This window comes from Pelotomaculum sp. PtaB.Bin117 (assembly GCF_002067195.1).
In the GTDB taxonomy this organism is placed as follows: domain Bacteria; phylum Bacillota; class Desulfotomaculia; order Desulfotomaculales; family Pelotomaculaceae; genus Pelotomaculum_D; species Pelotomaculum_D terephthalicicum.
Genome location: NZ_MVQM01000060.1, coordinates 1 through 18,196 on the forward strand (window position 1 = coordinate 1; position 18,196 = coordinate 18,196).

Sequence of the window (18,196 nt, forward strand, 5' to 3'; positions counted from 1 at the left end):
GGCCGCCGTTACTCTCGGCAGTCTCTTTCTGATACCGCTGATCGGCACGGAGTTTATGCCGGCCCAGGATTCCGGCCAGATCAGTGTGGACGTGAAAATGCCCATTGGGACAATCCTGGCGGATACAGGGGCGGTTATGGCCAGGTTGGGAGAAGTAACCCAACAAATTCCGGAAGTTGATACCGTCCTGACCTCGGTCGGCGGGCGGGGGATGTTTGGCGGCTCTCAAACCGAGTCCGGGTCGATGAACATTAGACTGAAACCCAAGGGAGAACGCAAACGGTCCACCGATCAGGTAATGGAGGAGCTGCGGGCTAAATCCAGGAATATTCCGGGAGCCACCATCCGGGTTTCCAGCAGCTCCGGAATGAGTATCTTGAGCCGCGCCTTCAGCGGGCGGGCCATCGAGATATCCATTAAGGGGGATGACCTGGGTGTTTTAAAGAATCTGGCCGGTCAGGTTAGCGATATCGTGAAGGGTGTGGAAGGCACCCGCCAGGTTTCCAACAGCATGGAGGCGGGGCGGCCGGAGCTGCGCCTGGTCTTCGAGCGGGAAAAGGTGGCGCAGTACGGTCTCACCACGGCCCAGGTATCACAATTATTAAAAGTGGCGGGTGACGGCCAGGTTGTCAGCACGGTGGATGCCGGCGGAACCGCTGTGGACCTGCGGCTTATGCTCAGTCCGGAGGCGCGTTCCAATACCGGTGCCCTGGAGAGCCTTTTTATCACCCAGGGAGGGGTGCAGGCGCCCCTTACCCAGTTGGCCCGCTTTGAGGAGGGCGAGGGGCCTAATGTAATCAACCGCGCCTCCCAATCCAGAGTGGCGTATGTTTATTCCGATTATGCCGGCAGGGATCTGGGCAGTATTCAGAAGGATATCCAGGCAAAATTGGCCCAACTGCCGCTTCCGGCCGGGTATTTTATCCAGTATGGCGGCCAGCAGCAAGATATGGCGGAGTCCTTCTCCAGCCTGGTTATGGCGCTGCTCCTGGCCCTGCTGCTGGTGTACATGGTCATGGCCGGGCAGTTTGAGTCACTGCTCTACCCGTTCTGCATCATGTTTTCCATCCCCGTGGCGGCGGCCGGCGTTGTCCTGAGCCTGCTGCTCACCGGGCGGGCTTTCAGCGTTTCCGCCTTTATCGGGGTAATAATGATGTCCGGGATTGTGGTAAACAACGCCATCGTGCTGGTGGACTATATCAACACCCTGAAAAAGCGCGGGCTTGCCCGGGACGAGGCGATTATCCAGGCCGGCCCGGTGCGCCTGAGGCCGATCTTGATGACGGCGCTTACCACCCTTTTCGCTCTGGTGCCGCTGGCCCTGGGGATAGGGGAAGGGGCGGAGACCCAGGCGCCCATGGCCACAGTGGTTATCGGCGGGCTGTTTGTATCCACTTTCCTCACCCTGGTGCTCATCCCGGTCGTCTACACGCTTTTTGACGATCTGGGCGGCAAGATTGTCAACCGGTCCTTGCGACGCGCTAATAAAGATGTTACGCCGGCTTGAATATTTTCAGGCCGGTATGCCGCTTGCTCCAGCGGGGAATAATAGCTGAAAACACAATGGAGCTGATTGGCGATTCAGAGCAAGTCGAACCGGAAGATTGCCGTGGTGGGAGTTGGGTCGGTCGGGGCCTCGGTAGCATATGCCCTGGCTATAAGCGGCCTCGTCTCGGAACTGGTGCTGGTGGATGTTAATTCCGCCAAAGCCGAAGGCGAGGCCATGGACCTGGCGCACGCCGCGGCTTTTATCAAACCGGTGACAATATACGCCGGGACTTTTGAGGATTGCCGGGACGCCGGCATTATCATATACTGCGCCGGGGCAAGCCAGAAACCTGGGGAAACCAGATTGGACCTGCTGCAAAAGAATTACGCCATTTTGCGGGGGAGCCTTCCTGAACTGCGGTTTGGAAGCGGCGACGGCATACTTTTGATTGTAAGCAATCCTGTTGATGTGTTGACATACGCCGCGTTGAAAATTACCGGGCTGCCCCCGGAGCGGGTTTTCGGTTCCGGGACTGTTCTGGACAGCTCCCGTTTCCGGCACAACCTGAGCCGTCACTGCGGCGTCGCCCCCAGGAACATCCACGCCTACGTCGTGGGTGAGCACGGTGACAGTGAAGTGCTGCTTTGGAGCCTGGCTTACATTGCCGGTACAGGACTGGATCGCTTCTGCGGGCTGGCGGGCATACCGCCGGTCAACCGGCAGGAGGTTGACGCGAGTGTGCGAAACGCGGGATACGAGATTATTTCCAGAAAGGGAGCGACGTACTACGCCGTCAGCCTGGCGGTAAGACGAATCTGCGAAAGTATTATCCGCGATGAAAACACAATCCTGACCATATCCGGACTAATTGACGGCATCTACGGTGTCAGCGGCTGTTGTCTGAGCTTACCGGCTGTGGTAAACTCACATGGGCGGGGCAGCCCGCTAAAACTGCCTTTAGCCGGGGAGGAAGAAGAGGCTTTGCGGCGTTCAGCGGGTATTTTAAAGGCCGCTATCAACCAAATAAACCTTTAGCAAGACATGCTTCAAAAATCCTCCCCTTGCAATAAAGTTTTATTTAGATATAATATTATAGTAACCTTTTGTTATAGGTTGATTATGCGCCCGTAGCTCAGGGGATAGAGCGCCGGCCTCCGGAGCCGGAAGCGCAGGTTCGATTCCTGCCGGGCGCACCATGAAAACACCTGAGAGCCTTGAAAATCAAGGCTTTTCTAATTAAAAAACGATAAGGCTAGGACATGGGGGTTCCGCAAGGAACCCTTAATTATTTTAGGTTTCTATAACTATACAGACCAAGAGGCAGACCAAAAACGATCCCAGCAAGCCGCGCCGGGTGTGGTTTTCGGGGAGCATTTGATTAATGATACAGTCTATTCACCCACCAGGGGCGGGCTGGGAAGCCGTCGCTAAGATCCTCGGATGTGGAAACCCTATTGAAAGCGTAAGATTGGTATGATAAAATAAGATAAATAAAAACAGTAAGAAGGAGTAAGAAATGTACACTGTCAAAATGTCTTCCAGGGGGCAAATAGTAATACCGGCAGAGGTAAGAAACAACCTCAATCTAAAGGAAGGTGATATTCTTTCCTGTTATGTTGAAGAAGGAAAAATCATTATAAAAACAAAATCAGCTAAAATAAAAAAGGGGATCGTTGATGAGACATTCGGCCTGTTATCAGATTTAGACTATGACATGAAAGACTATGTTGAACAACTCCGAAGGGATTCCGGAAGAAGGTTGGATGCTCAATGAAAGTATTTTTCGATACTAATATTATCATTGATCACTTAAACGGCTTACCTGAAGCACGGGAACAATTAAGGAATATCGAAAACGGAGTATTTGAGGGTTTTGTATCTACAATCACAGTAATGGAACTACTTTCGGCGCACAGAATATCTGAAAAACGTTATGAAGCAATTAAAAATTTACTCGAAGCCTTTGAACACATACCTGTGGATAAGAAAGTTGCAACTATCGCAGGTAAGTTATTGGCAAGGTACCGCGCTTCACACGGCATGGACCCCTTAGATGCCCTTATTGCTGCATCGGCCTTGGTTAACGAGGCAATCTTATTTACACTGAATAAAAAACATTTCAAATATATTGAGGGTTTAGTTAGTATGAATCCGTATTTATCTGATACCTAAAAAGGATGACAACTGGATGGCGATGTGGTAGTTGTTCAACCAATATGACCCAAGACGTCCAATATTACAATAATGTGCTTTAATCCCTACTGATAATCAAGGTAGGGTTTTTTACTGTATGATGCTAAAAGCTGCTAAGAAATACTCATTTCCAGTAATTATCAAAGGATAATTATTAATAATGTCGTATTATAAAGCATTTCAATATCATCCGAGGTGAACATCATGGACACCTATCAGCAAATTTTAAATATCGTTGAATTTCTCCCCGACGCAACCTTCGTTATTAACCGTGATAAGAAGGTATTATACTGGAATCGGGCGATAGAAGAGATGACAGGCATGCCTAAAGAAAATATAATCGGCAAGGGTGATTATATATACGGTGTGGCTTTTTATGGTAAGCCGGTTCCTTTGTTGATCGACTTTATATTTTCAGATAACAAGGATATTGAAAAAAAATTTGATTTCATTGAAAGAAAGGGTGAAACATTATTCGCTGAATTATTCGTACAGTCTGTGTATAAAGGAAAGGGCGCCTACCTTTGGATGAAAGCTTCACCACTCTACGACAACGATGGCAATCTGGTCGGAGCTATCGAATCCATTCGTGATATCACTAAACATAAGCGTGAGGAAGAGGAAATCAGACAGTACCGTAACCACCTTGAGGAACTGGTAATAAAACTAAGAGCGGCTAATGAACATCTCCAAAAGGAAATTATTGAGCGAAAGCAGATAGAGGAAGCCTTACGTGAGAGTGAAGAACGCTACCGGCAACTTGTTGAGCTTTCTCCCGACGCAATTTTTCTCCATAGCAAAGACAGGCTTGAATTTTTAAACGAAGCGGCGGCAAAGCTTATAGGCGCGGAAAGTCCTGAAGAAGCTATCGGTATGCCGGCGATTGATTTAATTGAACCGGACTACCGGGAAGTTGTCGGCGAGAAGTGGAGGTTGGTACTGGAAGAGGGGAAAACAGTACCCTTGAGAGAAGAAAAGCTCATTCAGTTTGATGGCACGGTTATAGATATAGAAGTCATGACTGCTCCTTTGACTTTTCAGGGGGAACCAAAAATATTAGCGGTCGTTCGCGACATCACTGAGCGTAAGCGTGTAGAGAAAGCATTGAAAGAATCTCATGATAGATTCTTGACAGTACTGGATAGCCTTGATACAGGAGTCTATGTTATAGATATGGAGACCCACGAAATTCTTTTTACCAACCAATGCACGCGGGAACAAATAGGCGCTGTTGAAGGAAAAATCTGTTGGCAAACTATTCAAAATGGTCAATCCGGTCCATGTGATTTTTGCACTAATAATAAATTGCTTACGCCTGAAGGTGAACCCACCGGTTTATATGTCTGGGAATTTCAGAACACGCGTAACGGGAAATGGGTTGAATGCCGCGATCGGGCGATCAGGTGGATAGATGGCCGAATGGTCCGTCTTGAAATAGCTACGGATATTACGGAGCGAAGACGGGCAAGAGAATTAATTGAGGCTGAACGAAAAAAACTTTTTACTGCGTTACAGATAACAGAGGAGCGCTACCAACAAATAGTTGAAACTGCCAACGAAGGTATTTGGATTATAGATTCTAACGAAAAAATAACCTTTACAAATAAAAAGTTAAATGAATTGTTTGGATACACTAATGAAGAGATGATCGGCCGATCAATAAAATCTCTTATGGGTGAGGAATACCGATACAAATTTGAGCGAGATGCTGAGGCTAAATACCGGCGCAAAGATGGTACGGAATTATGGGTTATTGTATCGTCATCGCGTTTATATGATCACGATGGACGTTTCGTAGGCGACTTAGGTATGCTAACGGATATCACTTTGCGGAAACAGGCAGAAAACGCTCTCAAAGAAAGGGAAGAACAGTTACGCCTAATTATTGAAAATTTACACGATGCGATTACCAAGATAGACAAGAACGGTAAGTTTGAGTATCTAAGCCCGTCGATTAAAAATATCACAGGGTATGCTCCTGATGAAAGAATGGGAAAATCCGCTTTTGAATTAGTTCATCCTGATGATTTAGACAGAGTAATAGCTACCTACGAGACTTCTATAAAAACGTCGTCATCAGGCAAGGCGGAGTACCGCTTAAGACATGCCGACGGTCATTATATTTGGCTTGAGACCACGGGAAACCTTCTTTTAGACGAGTGTGGCAAGTTTATAGGCGCTACCATGATCCTACGGGATATAACAGGGCGCAAGCTGGCTGAAGAGAAGCTGCGCGACGCCCACCAGCAGCTCATAGACGTTATTGAGTTCCTCCCGGATCAAATCTTTGTTATAGACAAGGAGAAAAAAATAATCGCATGGAACAGGGCTATTGAGGATGCTACGGGAATCAGCAAAGAGGAAGTTCTCGGTAAGGAAGATAATACTTTCGCTATCAAGGTTTACGGAGAATCGCGGCCACTGTTGATTGATTTCACTTTTGACAATAACCCTGAAATTAAATCAGAATATGTTTCGAAGTATAGTTATTTTAAAAAAATAGACAATTTACTGCATGCCGAAACTTACATACCATCATTATTTAACGGTAAAGGAGCTCACATATGGATAACGGCGGCTCCCCTTTTTGACGGCGAAGGCAATCAAGTGGGGGCCATTGAAACTGCGCGGGATATTACCGAACGTAAGCAGATGGAGGAAAAACTAAAATACCTAAGCATGCGCGACTCCCTTACCGGTCTTTATAACCGCACATATTTCGATGAAGAAATAAACCGATTAAAAGGGGGACGTCAGCCGCCGCTCGGCATTATTGTCTGCGATGTGGATGGATTAAAGCTAATTAACGACACTATGGGACACGAGGCCGGCAATACTTTACTAGTGTCAACAGCCAACCTGATAAAAAGTTGCTTTCGCTCAGGCGATATGATAGCGCGTATCGGTGGAGATGAATTTGTAGTGTTGCTGCCTTGTACAGACAGACACGCCGTAGAAAGCGCCTGTCATAGAATTCGGGAAATTATTGCCGATTATAATATTGCAAATCCTGAACTGCCTTTGAGTCTCTCAATAGGATTCGCAATTAGCGATAACCAAACAAAAAGCCCTAATGAACTTTTTGCGGAAGCCGACCTTAACATGTATAGAGAAAAGCTTAGCCATAGTCAAAGCACCCGCAGTATCATCGTCAAAACACTAAAAAAGACGCTTGAGGTCAGGGATTTTGCCACTGAAGGACACGCGGAGCGCATGCAAAAACTAGTCGTACACCTGGCCACAGCCTGCGGGTTACCTGATTACAGGCTTAATGATATGAGCCTTTTCGCTCTATTTCACGATCTCGGCAAAATTGGTATTCCAGACATGATTCTTTTTAAACCCGGTCCGTTGAATGAGGAGGAACATCTTATAATTAATAAGCATTGTGAAATAGGCTATAATATTGCTAATTGCGTACCTGATTTAATCCCTATTGCTGATTGGATTCTTAAACATCATGAATGGGTGAACGGTTGCGGCTACCCATTAGGTCTGCGTGGAGAGGAAATTCCCTTGGAGTGCAGGATACTTGCCATCGTCGATGCTTATGACGCAATGACCAGCGATCGCCCTTATAGAAAAGCTATGAATCAAGATGAAGCCATGGCTGAGCTAATAAGATGTTCCGGCACACAATTCGACCCGCGAATCGTGCAGAAGTTCGTAGAGATATCGGAGAACCAGTTGTTATAGAAAGATAACAATTGTTTGCGACTTTTATCCCTACCGGTAATTAGGTAGGGCTTTTGTTTTTTCTAAGAAATGACACAGAACGGAAACATTGAAATGGTAACATAAATCATATGAGCTAACGGCACATTATGTCAATAAATTGAAGGAAGGTGGTTTTTTTGAAGTTAAACAAATGGCGTCTTGGAGTTATTGTGCTGGTTATGGTTATCCTTACCGGGGTTGTATCAGGTTGCTTTGACCAAAAACAGGCCGACAAAGTTCCATCTCAGGCAAACAGAGAAGCCGGCGGCGGTTATGCTCCCCCAAATGGTCCGCCAAATAGTTACTTTAACGGGGAAGGTCCTGAAAGGCCGGGTTATAACCTCAACGACGCGGCAAGCCTATTGAACATGACGACAGATAATATTAAATCAGAGATGCAGTCAGGTAAAACAATTGAGCAAATTGTTACTGAACATGGTATGACTATGGAACAGTTCGACGAAAAGATGCTTGCGAAAAGGAAAGCAGATATAGCTCAGGCGGTTGCGGATGGCAAGATGACACAGGAGCAAGCCGACAGGATGCTTCAAAACATGGGAAAACAACCTGATGGCGGTGGACCCAGACAGAGATAAGAAATATACATAAAAATGTTGCCGGCGACCCACTTGTAATTATGTTAACCCTTCTAGAAACATTGATTTATTGTTTTTCAGAAGGGTTAATAATTCCGGGAGCTTATTGCTTAACTTTCTTTTATCAAGTAGTTGTATTAAAATATTAATTACATATTTCGGATTTTCATAATTTACCAAGGGATGTGTTAAAATGGCGAAACAAGGGAAAAGAGAATTTACCTTGACAGCTTCCGGTTACGAGTACGATAAGGAACTGGCAAAGTTATCGGTGAAAGTTTTCCCGGCGCTTCAGGCTCTAATCGCGAACCAGCATGATTTACTTGAGATTTCCAAAATTCATGCGCCGGAGAAATCGATTTTTCTTGAAGCTCATCTGGCTGAGTTGGTTGAAGTTGAAGAAACAATAGCGAAGGAATACGCAAAACATTGCGCCAAAAGGGAAGAAATAAAAAAGAAGAGGCAAGATAGGGAGAAAATCATTAGCGATAATAAGCGTCAATCGGAAGGAATGATTAATCCTCAATACGGATACGATGAACGAGTGAAGGAACCCGAAGCATTGTTGGATGAGATGGCAAATAGGATAAGCCCCGGACTTCCGTCCGCAAGATTTGCATCGAACCCAAAGACCCCGGTGAAAGAGGCGGAAAAAGATGTGAGGCGAATAGCTATCGGCGCGTCGATTAAGGCGCTTAGCGCCTTGCTTGGGCGTGAACTTACTGAGCGGGAATTATCGGTTATTGAAAGCCAGGTTGATTCTTATCTTTAGTTTTCTTTAGCTGGTGGGTTGCTGTTATTTCGGCAATCTTTTTTACTGTTCATATCCTAATGGGAATGAGGAATTGACGTTTTTTGTAATTAAGTGTTACAATCAAAAAAAAATTGGGACTGACGACATTCAGGCGGTAATTATTAGTGGACACGCTGCTGGTACTGCTAAAAAACATTATTCTGTCCACCCTGCATGGCTGGGTGGGCGCTTCTCTGGCTGTCTTTATGTTTTTCCGGCCGCTCAAACCCTGGCGGATCGGGCGTGTCAGGATTTGGCAAGGGGTTATACCCGCCCAGCAAACACGCATTGCCGAGGCGGTCAGTGATGTGGTATCAAGGGACCTGCTCACACCGCAGGCCCTGTTCGACTATCTGGTACGGGAGCAGGCGCTGGACCGCCGGGTGCGATCCACTATGCATGACCTGGTGGCGTTGGTTTCCGGCAATGAATATCCTTCCGTGGAGTCAATGTTTCCCCCGCAGGCCGCCGGTTTGAAAGAAGAATTGAAAATTCGGGTGAAAGAGGCGCTGGCGCGATGGGCGGTTAAATATCTAACCGACCCTGGCGTAGAAGCCTGGCTCAGGGACTTTTTGCACCGCCAGTTGAAACGCCTGTGGCAGAAGAAAGCGGGCGAACTATGGCCGGAAGAGCGGGCTGAAGCGACTTTGCGGCGTTTTTTGGAGAATGCGGCAGTTTACCTGTCCGGACCGGAGTTTAGAGACGCGGCGTCACGTTTGATTGAACAAGCTCACGTCACGCTCCGCGGGCAGACTATGCCCCTGCGGGATGTTTTGCCGCAACCGCTGAAAGATAAAGTGGCTGAGTGGCCGGCCCGGCTGGCGCAGGTGCTCCCGGAACTGATCATGCGCCTGCGGGACAACGAAGAAGTGCAGGAGCGTTTGACCGCTGTAATCCTGGACATCATGGAACAACTTAAAGGAAAAGGCTTGCTGGCGCGCGTTAGTATCGGCCTGTTCCAATTTTTCAGCGAATACCGGGCGGAAGTGGAGAGCTTTGTGCGCAATGACATGTTTCCCCGCCTGGGCGAGTTTCTTTCCTCACCGGAAATGAGGATGCGGCTGGAGCAGTATATCCGGGAGCAGGCGGACGCTATTCTGGACCGTCCGGTTGGTGAACTGGCTGGTGGGCTCGATCCCGGGCAACTGGCGCAGGCAAGTGACTGGCTGGCCGCGCGCCTGGGCGGGTGGCTGGCCGGGGCGGGCGCGCAAGCTTGGCCGAACGAGTTTCTGCTGGGCCGTTACCGCGCCATGGCCGGGTATACGGTAGCCGAATTGTGCGGGCGATACGCCGGCGTTACTCCGGAAAAGGTGGAAGCGTCACTGTCGCGTCATGGCCTTGACCTGCTCCGCCGGCCTGTGACGATGCGTTTTGTGCGGCTGGCGGCCCGTTCGCTGGTGGAAGAGATTGCGAAATACCCGGTGGGCCGCCTGCGGGATCGTTTTTCTCCGGAAACGCTGGAAAAAGTCGAAGTGATGTCGGCGGGCATGATTACCGCGTACTTGAAGAATAAAATCCCATCTTTTCTTGAGGAACTGGATTTAAAAACTATCGTCAAAACAAGGATTGAAAGCTATTCTACCCGTGAACTGGTTGACATGTTCCAGCGGGTGACGATGAACAGCCTCCAGAAAATAGAGATTTACGGAGCGGTGATCGGCGCGGTGATGGGGGTGTTTTTCGGCCTGGCCAACCTGCGCTCGGACGCTTTCTGGTTTATCGCGGCGCTCCTGGCGTTTATTATCGGGCTGATACGCTATGTGAGATAGGATTTTTAAGAAGAGTGCCGATGAACAATCAGCGGGCCAGGGTAGTCAGGGATTTCTACGCCGACTGGCAGCAGTTTGAGGGGGAAGCAAGCAGGTTGCCCCAGGCCGGTATGGTAGTGCGCAACGGTTTCGCACGCTCTTATCCGGGCGCGGTGACTGGTTTCCCCCTGCTTCCCCAGAACCATCCCTGCTTGCCTATGCGGCGCTTGTTTTTTTAGGTTTTTTTGGATACAATGGTAAGGGTATAATTGTCGTGATTTGCAGGGGTGTGCGATAGGGGGGTGTTAATATTGAAGAAAGTGGTCAGTGTCAGTCTCGGTTCTTCTAAACGCGATCACAAGGTTCAGGTGGAACTTCTGGGGGAGCAGTTTGAAATATCGCGGATGGGTACGGACGGTGACTTTAACCGGGCGCTGGAAGTGTTGCGGGAACTTGACGGAAAGGTGGACGCCATCGGTCTGGGCGGTATTGACGTTTACCTTTATGTCCGGCAAAAGCGCTACGCCATTCACGACGGGCTTAAGTTGGTGGAAGCGGTCAAAATGACGCCGGTGGTGGACGGAAGCGGTTTAAAAAATACCCTGGAGCGGGAAGTGGTGCGCTTCCTGACCGAAAATACCGGTCTGCTCAGAAAGGGCATGAAGGTCCTGATGGTTAGTTCGCTGGACCGGTTCGGCATGGCGGAAGCCCTTTACGACATGGGCTGCGATATGACTTACGGCGACCTGATTTTCACCATGGGTATGCCTTACCCGGTCAAAACGGTGGCGGAGCTTGAAGATATCGCCAACCGCACCCTGCCTGAGCTGGTTAAAATGCCTTTCCAGATGCTTTATCCCACAGGTAAAAAGCAGGAAAGCCAGGACGAGGCCAAGGTGCAAAAATTCGCCGGTTACTATTACGAAGCGGACGTGATCGCCGGGGATTTTCACTTGATTAGGCGGTTTATGCCGGCGGGCATGAACGGGCAAACCATCTTGACAAACACGACCACTCGCGACGATATAGAATTCCTGCGTGATAAGGGAGCAGGCGCCCTGGTTACCACAACCCCCGAATATGAAGGACGTTCCTTTGGCACGAACGTTATAGAAGCCGCCATGGTGGCTATTCTCGGTAAACCACTGGAGCAAATTACCACGGAAGATTATCTGGAGCTGCTGCGCCGGCTGAACTTTCAGCCGCGTATTCTGAGCTTGGCTTAACTTCTTGAACCTGGTAAATTACGGACGGTTTTTTAGCTATAAATGGCCGCCGGGGAGGTTTAATATAGTTTTGGCGACTCACGCAGAGATAACGGAAAGTCTTAAAGTGTTTAAAGATAATTACAATAGTAACGAACGTTTAAAAATCATGAACAGGGACTGGGACCGGGTGGTGGTGATCAAGGCCGCCGATATCGAATCTCTGCATACATTGATTGTATTGGACGGTGTGGTTTCATTAAAAGAGGGGGCGGCGGAAAACCCTGACCTGACGGTTATTTCCGACAGTGAAACCCTGGCCGATATTTTTTACGGCGATATCACACCAACGGAGCCTTACAACAACGGTACTTTGCGAATCATGGGCCATGAAGACGATATCATTCGCCTTGATTTCATTTCCCTGATGATCTGGGGTGAATAACTTGCAACTGAAGAGGGTCCTCTCCCTGCGCACAGTGGTTGCCACCAGCGCCGGCCTGACCCTGGCCACCTCGACATTTATCGCCGCCGTGCAGGTGGCTGGTTATGTACTGGGAGATACCGCCTGGATCGCCATCCTGACCGGCGGGATTCTTTGTTTTTTGGCCGCGGCCTGTTTTTCCGAATTGAACGGCCTTTTGCCCACGGCCAACGGCATCCGCCTTTATTTCAGCCGTGCTTTCAACGATCAGGTGTCGCTGACGATTTCAATCATATATATGACTATCGTGATTGTCGGCGTGGTCGGGGCGGAAAGCTATGTTCTTTCCAGGACGCTGAGTGAGGTTTTCCCGGCGGCGCCGCCTTATAGCTGGGTCGTATTGCTGCTCGCCCTGGTTACCGTGATGAATCTCAGAGGCTTGAAAATAGCCGGGGTTTTCCAGGATGTAATCACTTACGGACTGCTGGCTTCGCTGGTGGTGATCAGTCTGATCGCCCTGCACAAGGTCAACTTTCAACTAAACGCGCCTTTAGCGCCGGGCGGGGCTTCCGGCCTGATCAACGCGGTGGCGCTGGGGGTGTTCCTGTTTGTCGGCTTTGAGTGGGTCACTCCCCTGGCCGAAGAGGTTACCAAAGTAAAGCAAATTTCCAGGGGCATGATGATCGCGCTGGGTATCCTGAGCGTGGCCTACGCTGTTTTCACCGTGGCGATGACCGCTGTCGTGCCGAAAGAAGCGCTGGCGGCCTCAGCCGCGCCACACATGTTGTTCGCCCGCGCCGTCCTGGGCGGCCCCGGCGCGGCGTGGATGGTGGTTCTCAGCCTGGCGGCCTCCGTTACCACCTTTAACGCCGGTATGATCAGCGTGTCCCGTTTCATGTACGCTTCCGCGCGGGAGCATGTGCTTCCCGCGGTATTCAGCCGGGTAAGCATGCGCTTTTTCACCCCGTGGGTGTCTATAGTTGTTCTATTTTTCGTCGCGCTGACCGTGGCGGGAGTGACCCTGTTTACTCACAACTACCTGGTCCTGGTGGAAATGGCCGCGGCCATGGAGTCCATTGTATATGTCCTGGCGGGTCTGGCGGTAATCAGCCTGCGCCGCAGAATGCCGGACCAGCCCCGCCCATACAGGATCAAGGGAGGGTTGGTCATCCCGGTTTTGACTGTTTTAGTCTTCGCGCTGCTGGCTGAGGAGGTTCTGAGAGAAGACAAGTGGGCGCTTATCGGTTTAACTGTTTCTTTTCTGGTTAGCTTATTTTACGTGAACACCGCCGTGCCGTATTTAAAAAAGATCCATGAGGCCCGCAAGCCAGCGGCGAGACGCCGCCCGTCCCGGGCAACCGGGGGCGTTAAAGAGAACTAAAACTCCTGAAAGTGGCAATATAATCTGCGCTTCAGTAGGGAACTATTTGAAGCAATAGACAGTCTAACCACATAAGCGTTGAAGTTTCAAAAAGATCCAAACTTCAACATTATGTGGTTTTTATTTCGTCAGTCCATAGTTATTTTGGAAAATTAAGTACAATTAAGAGGAATTAGGGATATTAATGTAGAAATTTAGTTTAATTAATTAACTATTAACGCCATTGGCGTGGGGGGGTCGATAATGCACTTAAAGAACCGGTTATCGTTTGTCTTTTTTGTTTCACTGGTCCTGATGCTGTTTATGGGCATCTGTGTGTCATATCCGCATATCTCCGAGGCCGCCGGGGAAATTGCTGTTGTGAAGGTCGATATCGCCAATATTCGCACCGGTCCGGGGACAGACAATAATGTGTTGACACAGGTGGGTCTGGCAGAGCGCCTTACGGTGCTGGGTAAGTCCGGTGACTGGTACCAGGTGAAAATCAGTAACGGCTCAACCGGCTGGGTGGCCGGCTGGCTGGTCGCACTGGAATCGGCCGGGACTGCGAATGAACCTGACATTTCCGGGAAAACCGCCGTGGTTAACGGTAACGCGGTAAATATCCGCAGTGGTCCGGGCACCGGCAACGGGGTTGTTACACAAGTTAACCAGGGGGATATCCTTTCGGTCCTGGAGCAGTCGGGTGACTGGTACCGCGTTAAGCTGCCGGGCGGCTCAACCGGCTGGGTCGCTGGCTGGCTGGTTAGTATTAAATCGGCCGCGACCACCCCTGAACCTTCCCGTTCCGCGGAGACTTCCGGCAGCGGGAAAACCGCCGTGGTTACCGGTAACGCGGTAAATATACGCAACGGTCCAGGCACCGGCAACGGGGTTATCGCACAGGTTAACCAGGGGAATACCCTTTCAGTCCTGGAACAGTCGAGCGACTGGTATCGTGTTAAGTTATCGGACGGCTCAACCGGCTGGGTGGCCGGCTGGCTGGTCAGTCTTCGTTCCGCGTCGGCTGAACAGGCGTCGCCTCCGGTTAATCAGGACACGGGCGCTAAAACGCCGGCCGACGGCAGCGGGAAAGTGGACAACCAGTCCGCTAAGGCGCTGTCTCTGAATGTCAGCGATTCCGGCGGTAAAACGAGCGCAACTTTAAAAGCAAGCGCGCCGTTTACTTACACTTCCTTTTTTATGAGTAACCCGGACAGGCTGGTTGTGGATTTGCAAGGGGTCGCACCCGGTGACCTGCCGCTAAACATAAAAGTTGATTCCAAATCCGTTAGTCAGGTGCGGGTGGGATATTTTCAAAAGAACCCAGATGTCACCAGGCTGGTTTTTGAGTTAAAGAGCGGTGCCCAGTACCAGGTCTCACTGTCCACTGATCAGAAGACGTTGACGGTTGAAATGTACATTCCCAACGTGAGCGGGTCTTACCGGGGCAAGATCATTACCATTGACCCGGGCCATGGGGGAAGCGACCCCGGCGCCATGGGCGCGAGTGGGACCAAAGAAAAGGAAGTAAATTTGGATATTGCCAAGCGGGTCGCCAGAATCCTGGAGGCGAACGGAGCCAAAGTTGTCATGGCCAGGTCCGGAGACACGGATGTCGACCTCTATGAGCGCACAGGCAAGGCGAACAACGCCAGGTCTGACGTTTTTGTCAGTATTCATATGAACGCCAACAACGATAAGTCGATAGGAGGCACCAGCACCTATATTTACAGCGGCGCCGGCAGTTCCAAGGATGCGGCCAGGATTCAGGAAAGCAATAATCTGGCGCGTTATGTCCAGGCTGAACTGGTAAAAACCCTCGGCCTGCGGGACATCGGCATCAAAAGCGCCAATTTCGCGGTGTTACGCACTGCCAATATGCCGGCGATCCTGGCGGAAGTAGCTTTTATCTCCAATTCGGCAGAAGAAAAGTTAATGCGTACAGATAGTTTTCGCAGTAAAGTAGCGGAAGCGATTGCCAGAGGAATCGGGTTGTACTTTGCCGCGAAAAGGACAGCTTAGGATGCCATTCTCTCATTCTGACTCCTGAGTAGCTGCCAAATAGTATCTTTACGAGCTTAACCACAGCTCGTTTTTTTTTGGATAAAAAAGAGGAACCTTCATCAAGCTAGTGAATAGTAATAAGAGAGTTGTCATATTTAAGGAAACTCCTCTTAAACTTAATAGAAGGGCGGAACTGTTAAGTGAGGAGGGAAGATATTGGATAACGGCGGAGCTATCGGTCTTTTTGACTCGGGAATCGGCGGCCTGACGGTCTTCAGGGAGGTCAACAGGATGCTCCCTGATGAATCAGTCATTTACTATGGCGATACGGCTCATGTGCCGTATGGTTCGCGCAGCGTGGAGGAATTAATATATTTTGCCGGCAGGATCGTGGCCTATTTAGCGGAGCAAAGGGTCAAGTATGTTATTTTTGCCTGCAACACCAGTTCGGCCCTGTCGTTGCCTGTCTTAAAAAAGCTTTATCCTCTGCCGATGATGGGCCTGGTCCAACCCGGCGCCGCGGAAGCGCTGCGGCTTACCCGTACCGGGAGGATTGGCGTTATTGCCACTGAGGTTACAATCAAAACAAAAGCTTATGAAGAAACGCTTAAAGCGCTTGACGGTAATGTTGATGTTATCAGCCGGGCTGCGCCGCTCCTCGTCCCCCTGGTTGAGGCAGGGGATACAGATACAAACGAGGCCGCCGGCGCGGTGCGGGAGAGCTTGTCTCCATTGCGTGGCACAGGCATTGATACTTTGATCCTTGGCTGTACTCACTACCCTTTTTTGGCGGGATTAATTGCCGCTGAGATGGGACCTGAAGTGCGGCTGGTGGACCCGGCCGGGGCGACTGTGCGGGCTGCGGCAAGAGAAATGACCGGTTTGGGATTGTTGACTGCGGGCGGCGCCACCCCAACGCACCGTTTCGTCGTTAGCGGCGATCCGGAAGACTTTCGCGAGAAAGCGCGGCTTTTCATGGGAAAGGACATAGGTCCGGTTGCCCGCGTCGTATTATGAAAGGATGATGATAAACCGTGCCTAAAGTTGGCATTACCACGACAGTGCCAATGGAAATAATATTTGCCGCGGGATGGGCGCCGGTGGACCTGAATAATCTTTTTATCACCGGGGAGAATCCTCAGGCGCTGGTGGAGGAAGCCGAACTGGCCGGATATCCCAGGAACTTGTGCGCCTGGATTAAGGGAATTTACAGCACGGTGTTGAAACAGCGGGATATACAAACAGTGATCGCGGTTACCCAGGGTGACTGCAGCAACACTCATGCCCTGATGGAAACCCTGCAGTTGGCCGGGGTGGAGATCGTGCCCTTTGCCTTCCCTTACGACCGTGACGCAGACCTCTTGCGGCTGCAGATGGAAAAGATGATGTTTTACTTCGATGTTTCCTGGCGGCAGGTGGAAGAAGCCAAGGAACGCCTGGACCATGTACGGAAGAGGGTATGGGAACTGGACCGGCTGACCTGGCAGGAAAACCGGGTCAGTGGGTGGGAAAATCATCTCTACCAGGTCAGTTGCAGTGATTTTAACGGTGATCCGGATAAGTTCGCAGCGGATGCGGACATGTTATTGGAAGAAGTCCGCTCCCGGCCCCCGGTGGAAAAAGTATTGCGGCTGGGCTACATTGGTGTGCCGCCGATAGTGGGCGATTTATACCAGTATCTTGAAGAACGCGGGGCGCGGGTAGTTTATAACGAAACCCAGCGGCAGTTTACCATGCCTTACGCGACGGCCGGCCTGGTTGAGCAATACCGGCAGTATACCTACCCGTACGGCATCTTTTTCCGCCTGGCGGACATCCGCCGGGAAATTGCCCGGCGCAAGCTGGACGGAATCATCCACTATGCCCAGAGCTTTTGTTTCCGCCAGATAGAGGACCTGATTATCAGGCAAAAGCTTGACCTGCCGTTGCTGACCCTGGAGGGTGACAAGCCCAACCGCCTGGACGCGCGCACCCGGATGCGCCTGGATGTTTTTTTAGATATGCTGAGGTGATCGCATGTATATTGGCCTGGACCTGGGCAGCCGCAACGTGAAAATAGCTTTGATGGAAAAAGGCCGGACAACCCGCCTGCTGAAGTTTGAAACAGTAAATTTTTACCGGGAATACGGGCGAAAAATCGGCGGCCGGCTAACGGTCGACTTTGCCGCGCTCGGTTTTGATGTCGCAGGCGCGGTGATTACCGCGACAGGGTACGGCCGCCAGGCCGTAAATGTGCGTGACGCCCGAATCATCCCGGAAGTAAAAGCGCACGTCCACGGCGCCGTTCATTTGACCGGGCTGGCCGGCTTTACCCTGCTCGACCTGGGCGGGCAGGACAGCAAGGTGGCCCTGGTGCGCCGGGGGCGTCTGGCGGACTTTCTGACCAATGACAAGTGTGCCGCCAGCACGGGGAGGTACCTGGAAAACATGGCCGCGGTGTTGAATATCAGCCTGGAAGAACTTAGCCGTCACTACCGGGACCCGGTGGAATTGACCTCCACCTGCGCCATCTTTGGCGAAAGTGAGCTTATTGATAAAATTGTTGAGGGGCATCCCGTATCCTCTCTGGCTGCCGGGGTGAATTACAGTATATTTAAGCGAATTCATCCGATGCTGGCCAAACTGTCCAGTGACACTGTCGTATTTACCGGCGGGGTGGCCCGC

Annotated in this window: 16 protein-coding genes and 1 tRNA gene; all 17 read left to right on the forward strand. The window is 50.4% G+C overall.

Annotation, left to right across the window (positions count from 1 at the left end):
* On the forward strand, positions 1-1,507 hold a 1,507-nt coding region (locus tag A4E54_RS03775), incomplete at its 5' end, for an efflux RND transporter permease subunit (RefSeq protein WP_286724488.1).
* A 72-nt stretch (positions 1,508-1,579) separates the two neighbouring features.
* Positions 1,580-2,524 carry an L-lactate dehydrogenase gene (locus tag A4E54_RS03780; protein ID WP_286724514.1) on the forward strand — a complete coding sequence of 315 codons (945 nt, stop codon included), beginning with the start codon at positions 1,580-1,582 and terminating at the stop codon, positions 2,522-2,524.
* A gap of 86 nt (positions 2,525-2,610) precedes the next feature.
* A tRNA-Arg gene (locus A4E54_RS03785) sits at positions 2,611-2,685 on the forward strand.
* Between the two features lie 320 nt (positions 2,686-3,005).
* Complete coding sequence (locus A4E54_RS03790; protein ID WP_286724490.1) at positions 3,006-3,263, forward strand: AbrB/MazE/SpoVT family DNA-binding domain-containing protein; 258 nt, start codon at positions 3,006-3,008, stop codon at positions 3,261-3,263.
* Positions 3,260-3,661: a type II toxin-antitoxin system VapC family toxin gene (locus A4E54_RS03795; RefSeq protein ID WP_286724492.1), complete on the forward strand. Its 402-nt coding sequence runs from the start codon at positions 3,260-3,262 to the stop codon at positions 3,659-3,661. The genes A4E54_RS03790 and A4E54_RS03795 overlap by 4 nt, the downstream gene beginning before the upstream one ends.
* A 225-nt stretch (positions 3,662-3,886) precedes the next feature.
* Positions 3,887-7,378, forward strand: a complete 3,492-nt coding sequence (locus A4E54_RS03800) for a PAS domain S-box protein (protein ID WP_286724493.1) — start codon at positions 3,887-3,889, stop codon at positions 7,376-7,378.
* A gap of 158 nt (positions 7,379-7,536) precedes the next feature.
* A complete protein-coding gene (locus A4E54_RS03805) occupies positions 7,537-7,995 on the forward strand; it encodes a hypothetical protein (RefSeq protein WP_286724494.1) in 459 nt (152 codons plus the stop codon).
* A gap of 193 nt (positions 7,996-8,188) precedes the next feature.
* Positions 8,189-8,767 (forward strand): hypothetical protein, encoded by a 579-nt coding sequence (locus tag A4E54_RS03810; protein ID WP_286724495.1) that lies wholly within the window; start codon positions 8,189-8,191, stop codon positions 8,765-8,767.
* 146 nt (positions 8,768-8,913) lie between these two features.
* Positions 8,914-10,557 carry a DUF445 family protein gene (locus tag A4E54_RS03815; protein ID WP_286724496.1) on the forward strand — a complete coding sequence of 548 codons (1,644 nt, stop codon included), beginning with the start codon at positions 8,914-8,916 and terminating at the stop codon, positions 10,555-10,557.
* Positions 10,558-10,577: 20 nt separating this feature from the next.
* Positions 10,578-10,775, forward strand: coding sequence for a hypothetical protein (locus A4E54_RS03820; RefSeq protein WP_286724498.1), 198 nt, complete (start codon positions 10,578-10,580; stop codon positions 10,773-10,775).
* 72 nt (positions 10,776-10,847) lie between these two features.
* Positions 10,848-11,762, forward strand: coding sequence for a DUF8754 domain-containing protein (locus A4E54_RS03825; RefSeq protein WP_286724499.1), 915 nt, complete (start codon positions 10,848-10,850; stop codon positions 11,760-11,762).
* A gap of 70 nt (positions 11,763-11,832) precedes the next feature.
* The gene (locus A4E54_RS03830) at positions 11,833-12,186 is read left to right on the forward strand and encodes an SCP2 sterol-binding domain-containing protein (RefSeq protein ID WP_286724501.1); all 354 of its coding nucleotides are present in this window, start codon (positions 11,833-11,835) and stop codon (positions 12,184-12,186) included.
* A complete protein-coding gene (locus tag A4E54_RS03835; RefSeq protein ID WP_502687916.1) occupies positions 12,179-13,546 on the forward strand; it encodes an APC family permease in 1,368 nt (455 codons plus the stop codon). The genes A4E54_RS03830 and A4E54_RS03835 overlap by 8 nt, the downstream gene beginning before the upstream one ends.
* A 243-nt stretch (positions 13,547-13,789) precedes the next feature.
* Entirely contained in the window at positions 13,790-15,550 is a 1,761-nt protein-coding gene (locus A4E54_RS03840) for an N-acetylmuramoyl-L-alanine amidase (RefSeq protein WP_286724505.1), read from the forward strand.
* A 198-nt stretch (positions 15,551-15,748) separates the two neighbouring features.
* Positions 15,749-16,549, forward strand: coding sequence for a glutamate racemase (gene murI / locus A4E54_RS03845; protein WP_286724507.1), 801 nt, complete (start codon positions 15,749-15,751; stop codon positions 16,547-16,549).
* Positions 16,550-16,566: 17 nt separating this feature from the next.
* Positions 16,567-17,544 carry a 2-hydroxyacyl-CoA dehydratase family protein gene (locus tag A4E54_RS03850; protein WP_286724510.1) on the forward strand — a complete coding sequence of 326 codons (978 nt, stop codon included), beginning with the start codon at positions 16,567-16,569 and terminating at the stop codon, positions 17,542-17,544.
* Between the two features lie 4 nt (positions 17,545-17,548).
* Positions 17,549-18,196: acyl-CoA dehydratase activase (locus tag A4E54_RS03855; RefSeq protein ID WP_286724512.1), on the forward strand; the 648-nt coding region annotated here is incomplete at its 3' end.

What these genes read in the sequence shown, in the direction of transcription:
- A4E54_RS03810 (WP_286724495.1), top strand. Translation starts at nt 8,189, where the DNA reads ATGGCGAAACAAGGGAAAAGAGAATTTACCTTGACAGCTTCCGGTTAC.
- A4E54_RS03840 (WP_286724505.1), top strand. Translation starts at nt 13,790, where the DNA reads ATGCACTTAAAGAACCGGTTATCGTTTGTCTTTTTTGTTTCACTGGTC.
- A4E54_RS03820 (WP_286724498.1), top strand. Translation starts at nt 10,578, where the DNA reads ATGAACAATCAGCGGGCCAGGGTAGTCAGGGATTTCTACGCCGACTGG.
- A4E54_RS03800 (WP_286724493.1), top strand. Translation starts at nt 3,887, where the DNA reads ATGGACACCTATCAGCAAATTTTAAATATCGTTGAATTTCTCCCCGAC.
- A4E54_RS03790 (WP_286724490.1), top strand. Translation starts at nt 3,006, where the DNA reads ATGTACACTGTCAAAATGTCTTCCAGGGGGCAAATAGTAATACCGGCA.
- A4E54_RS03795 (WP_286724492.1), top strand. Translation starts at nt 3,260, where the DNA reads ATGAAAGTATTTTTCGATACTAATATTATCATTGATCACTTAAACGGC.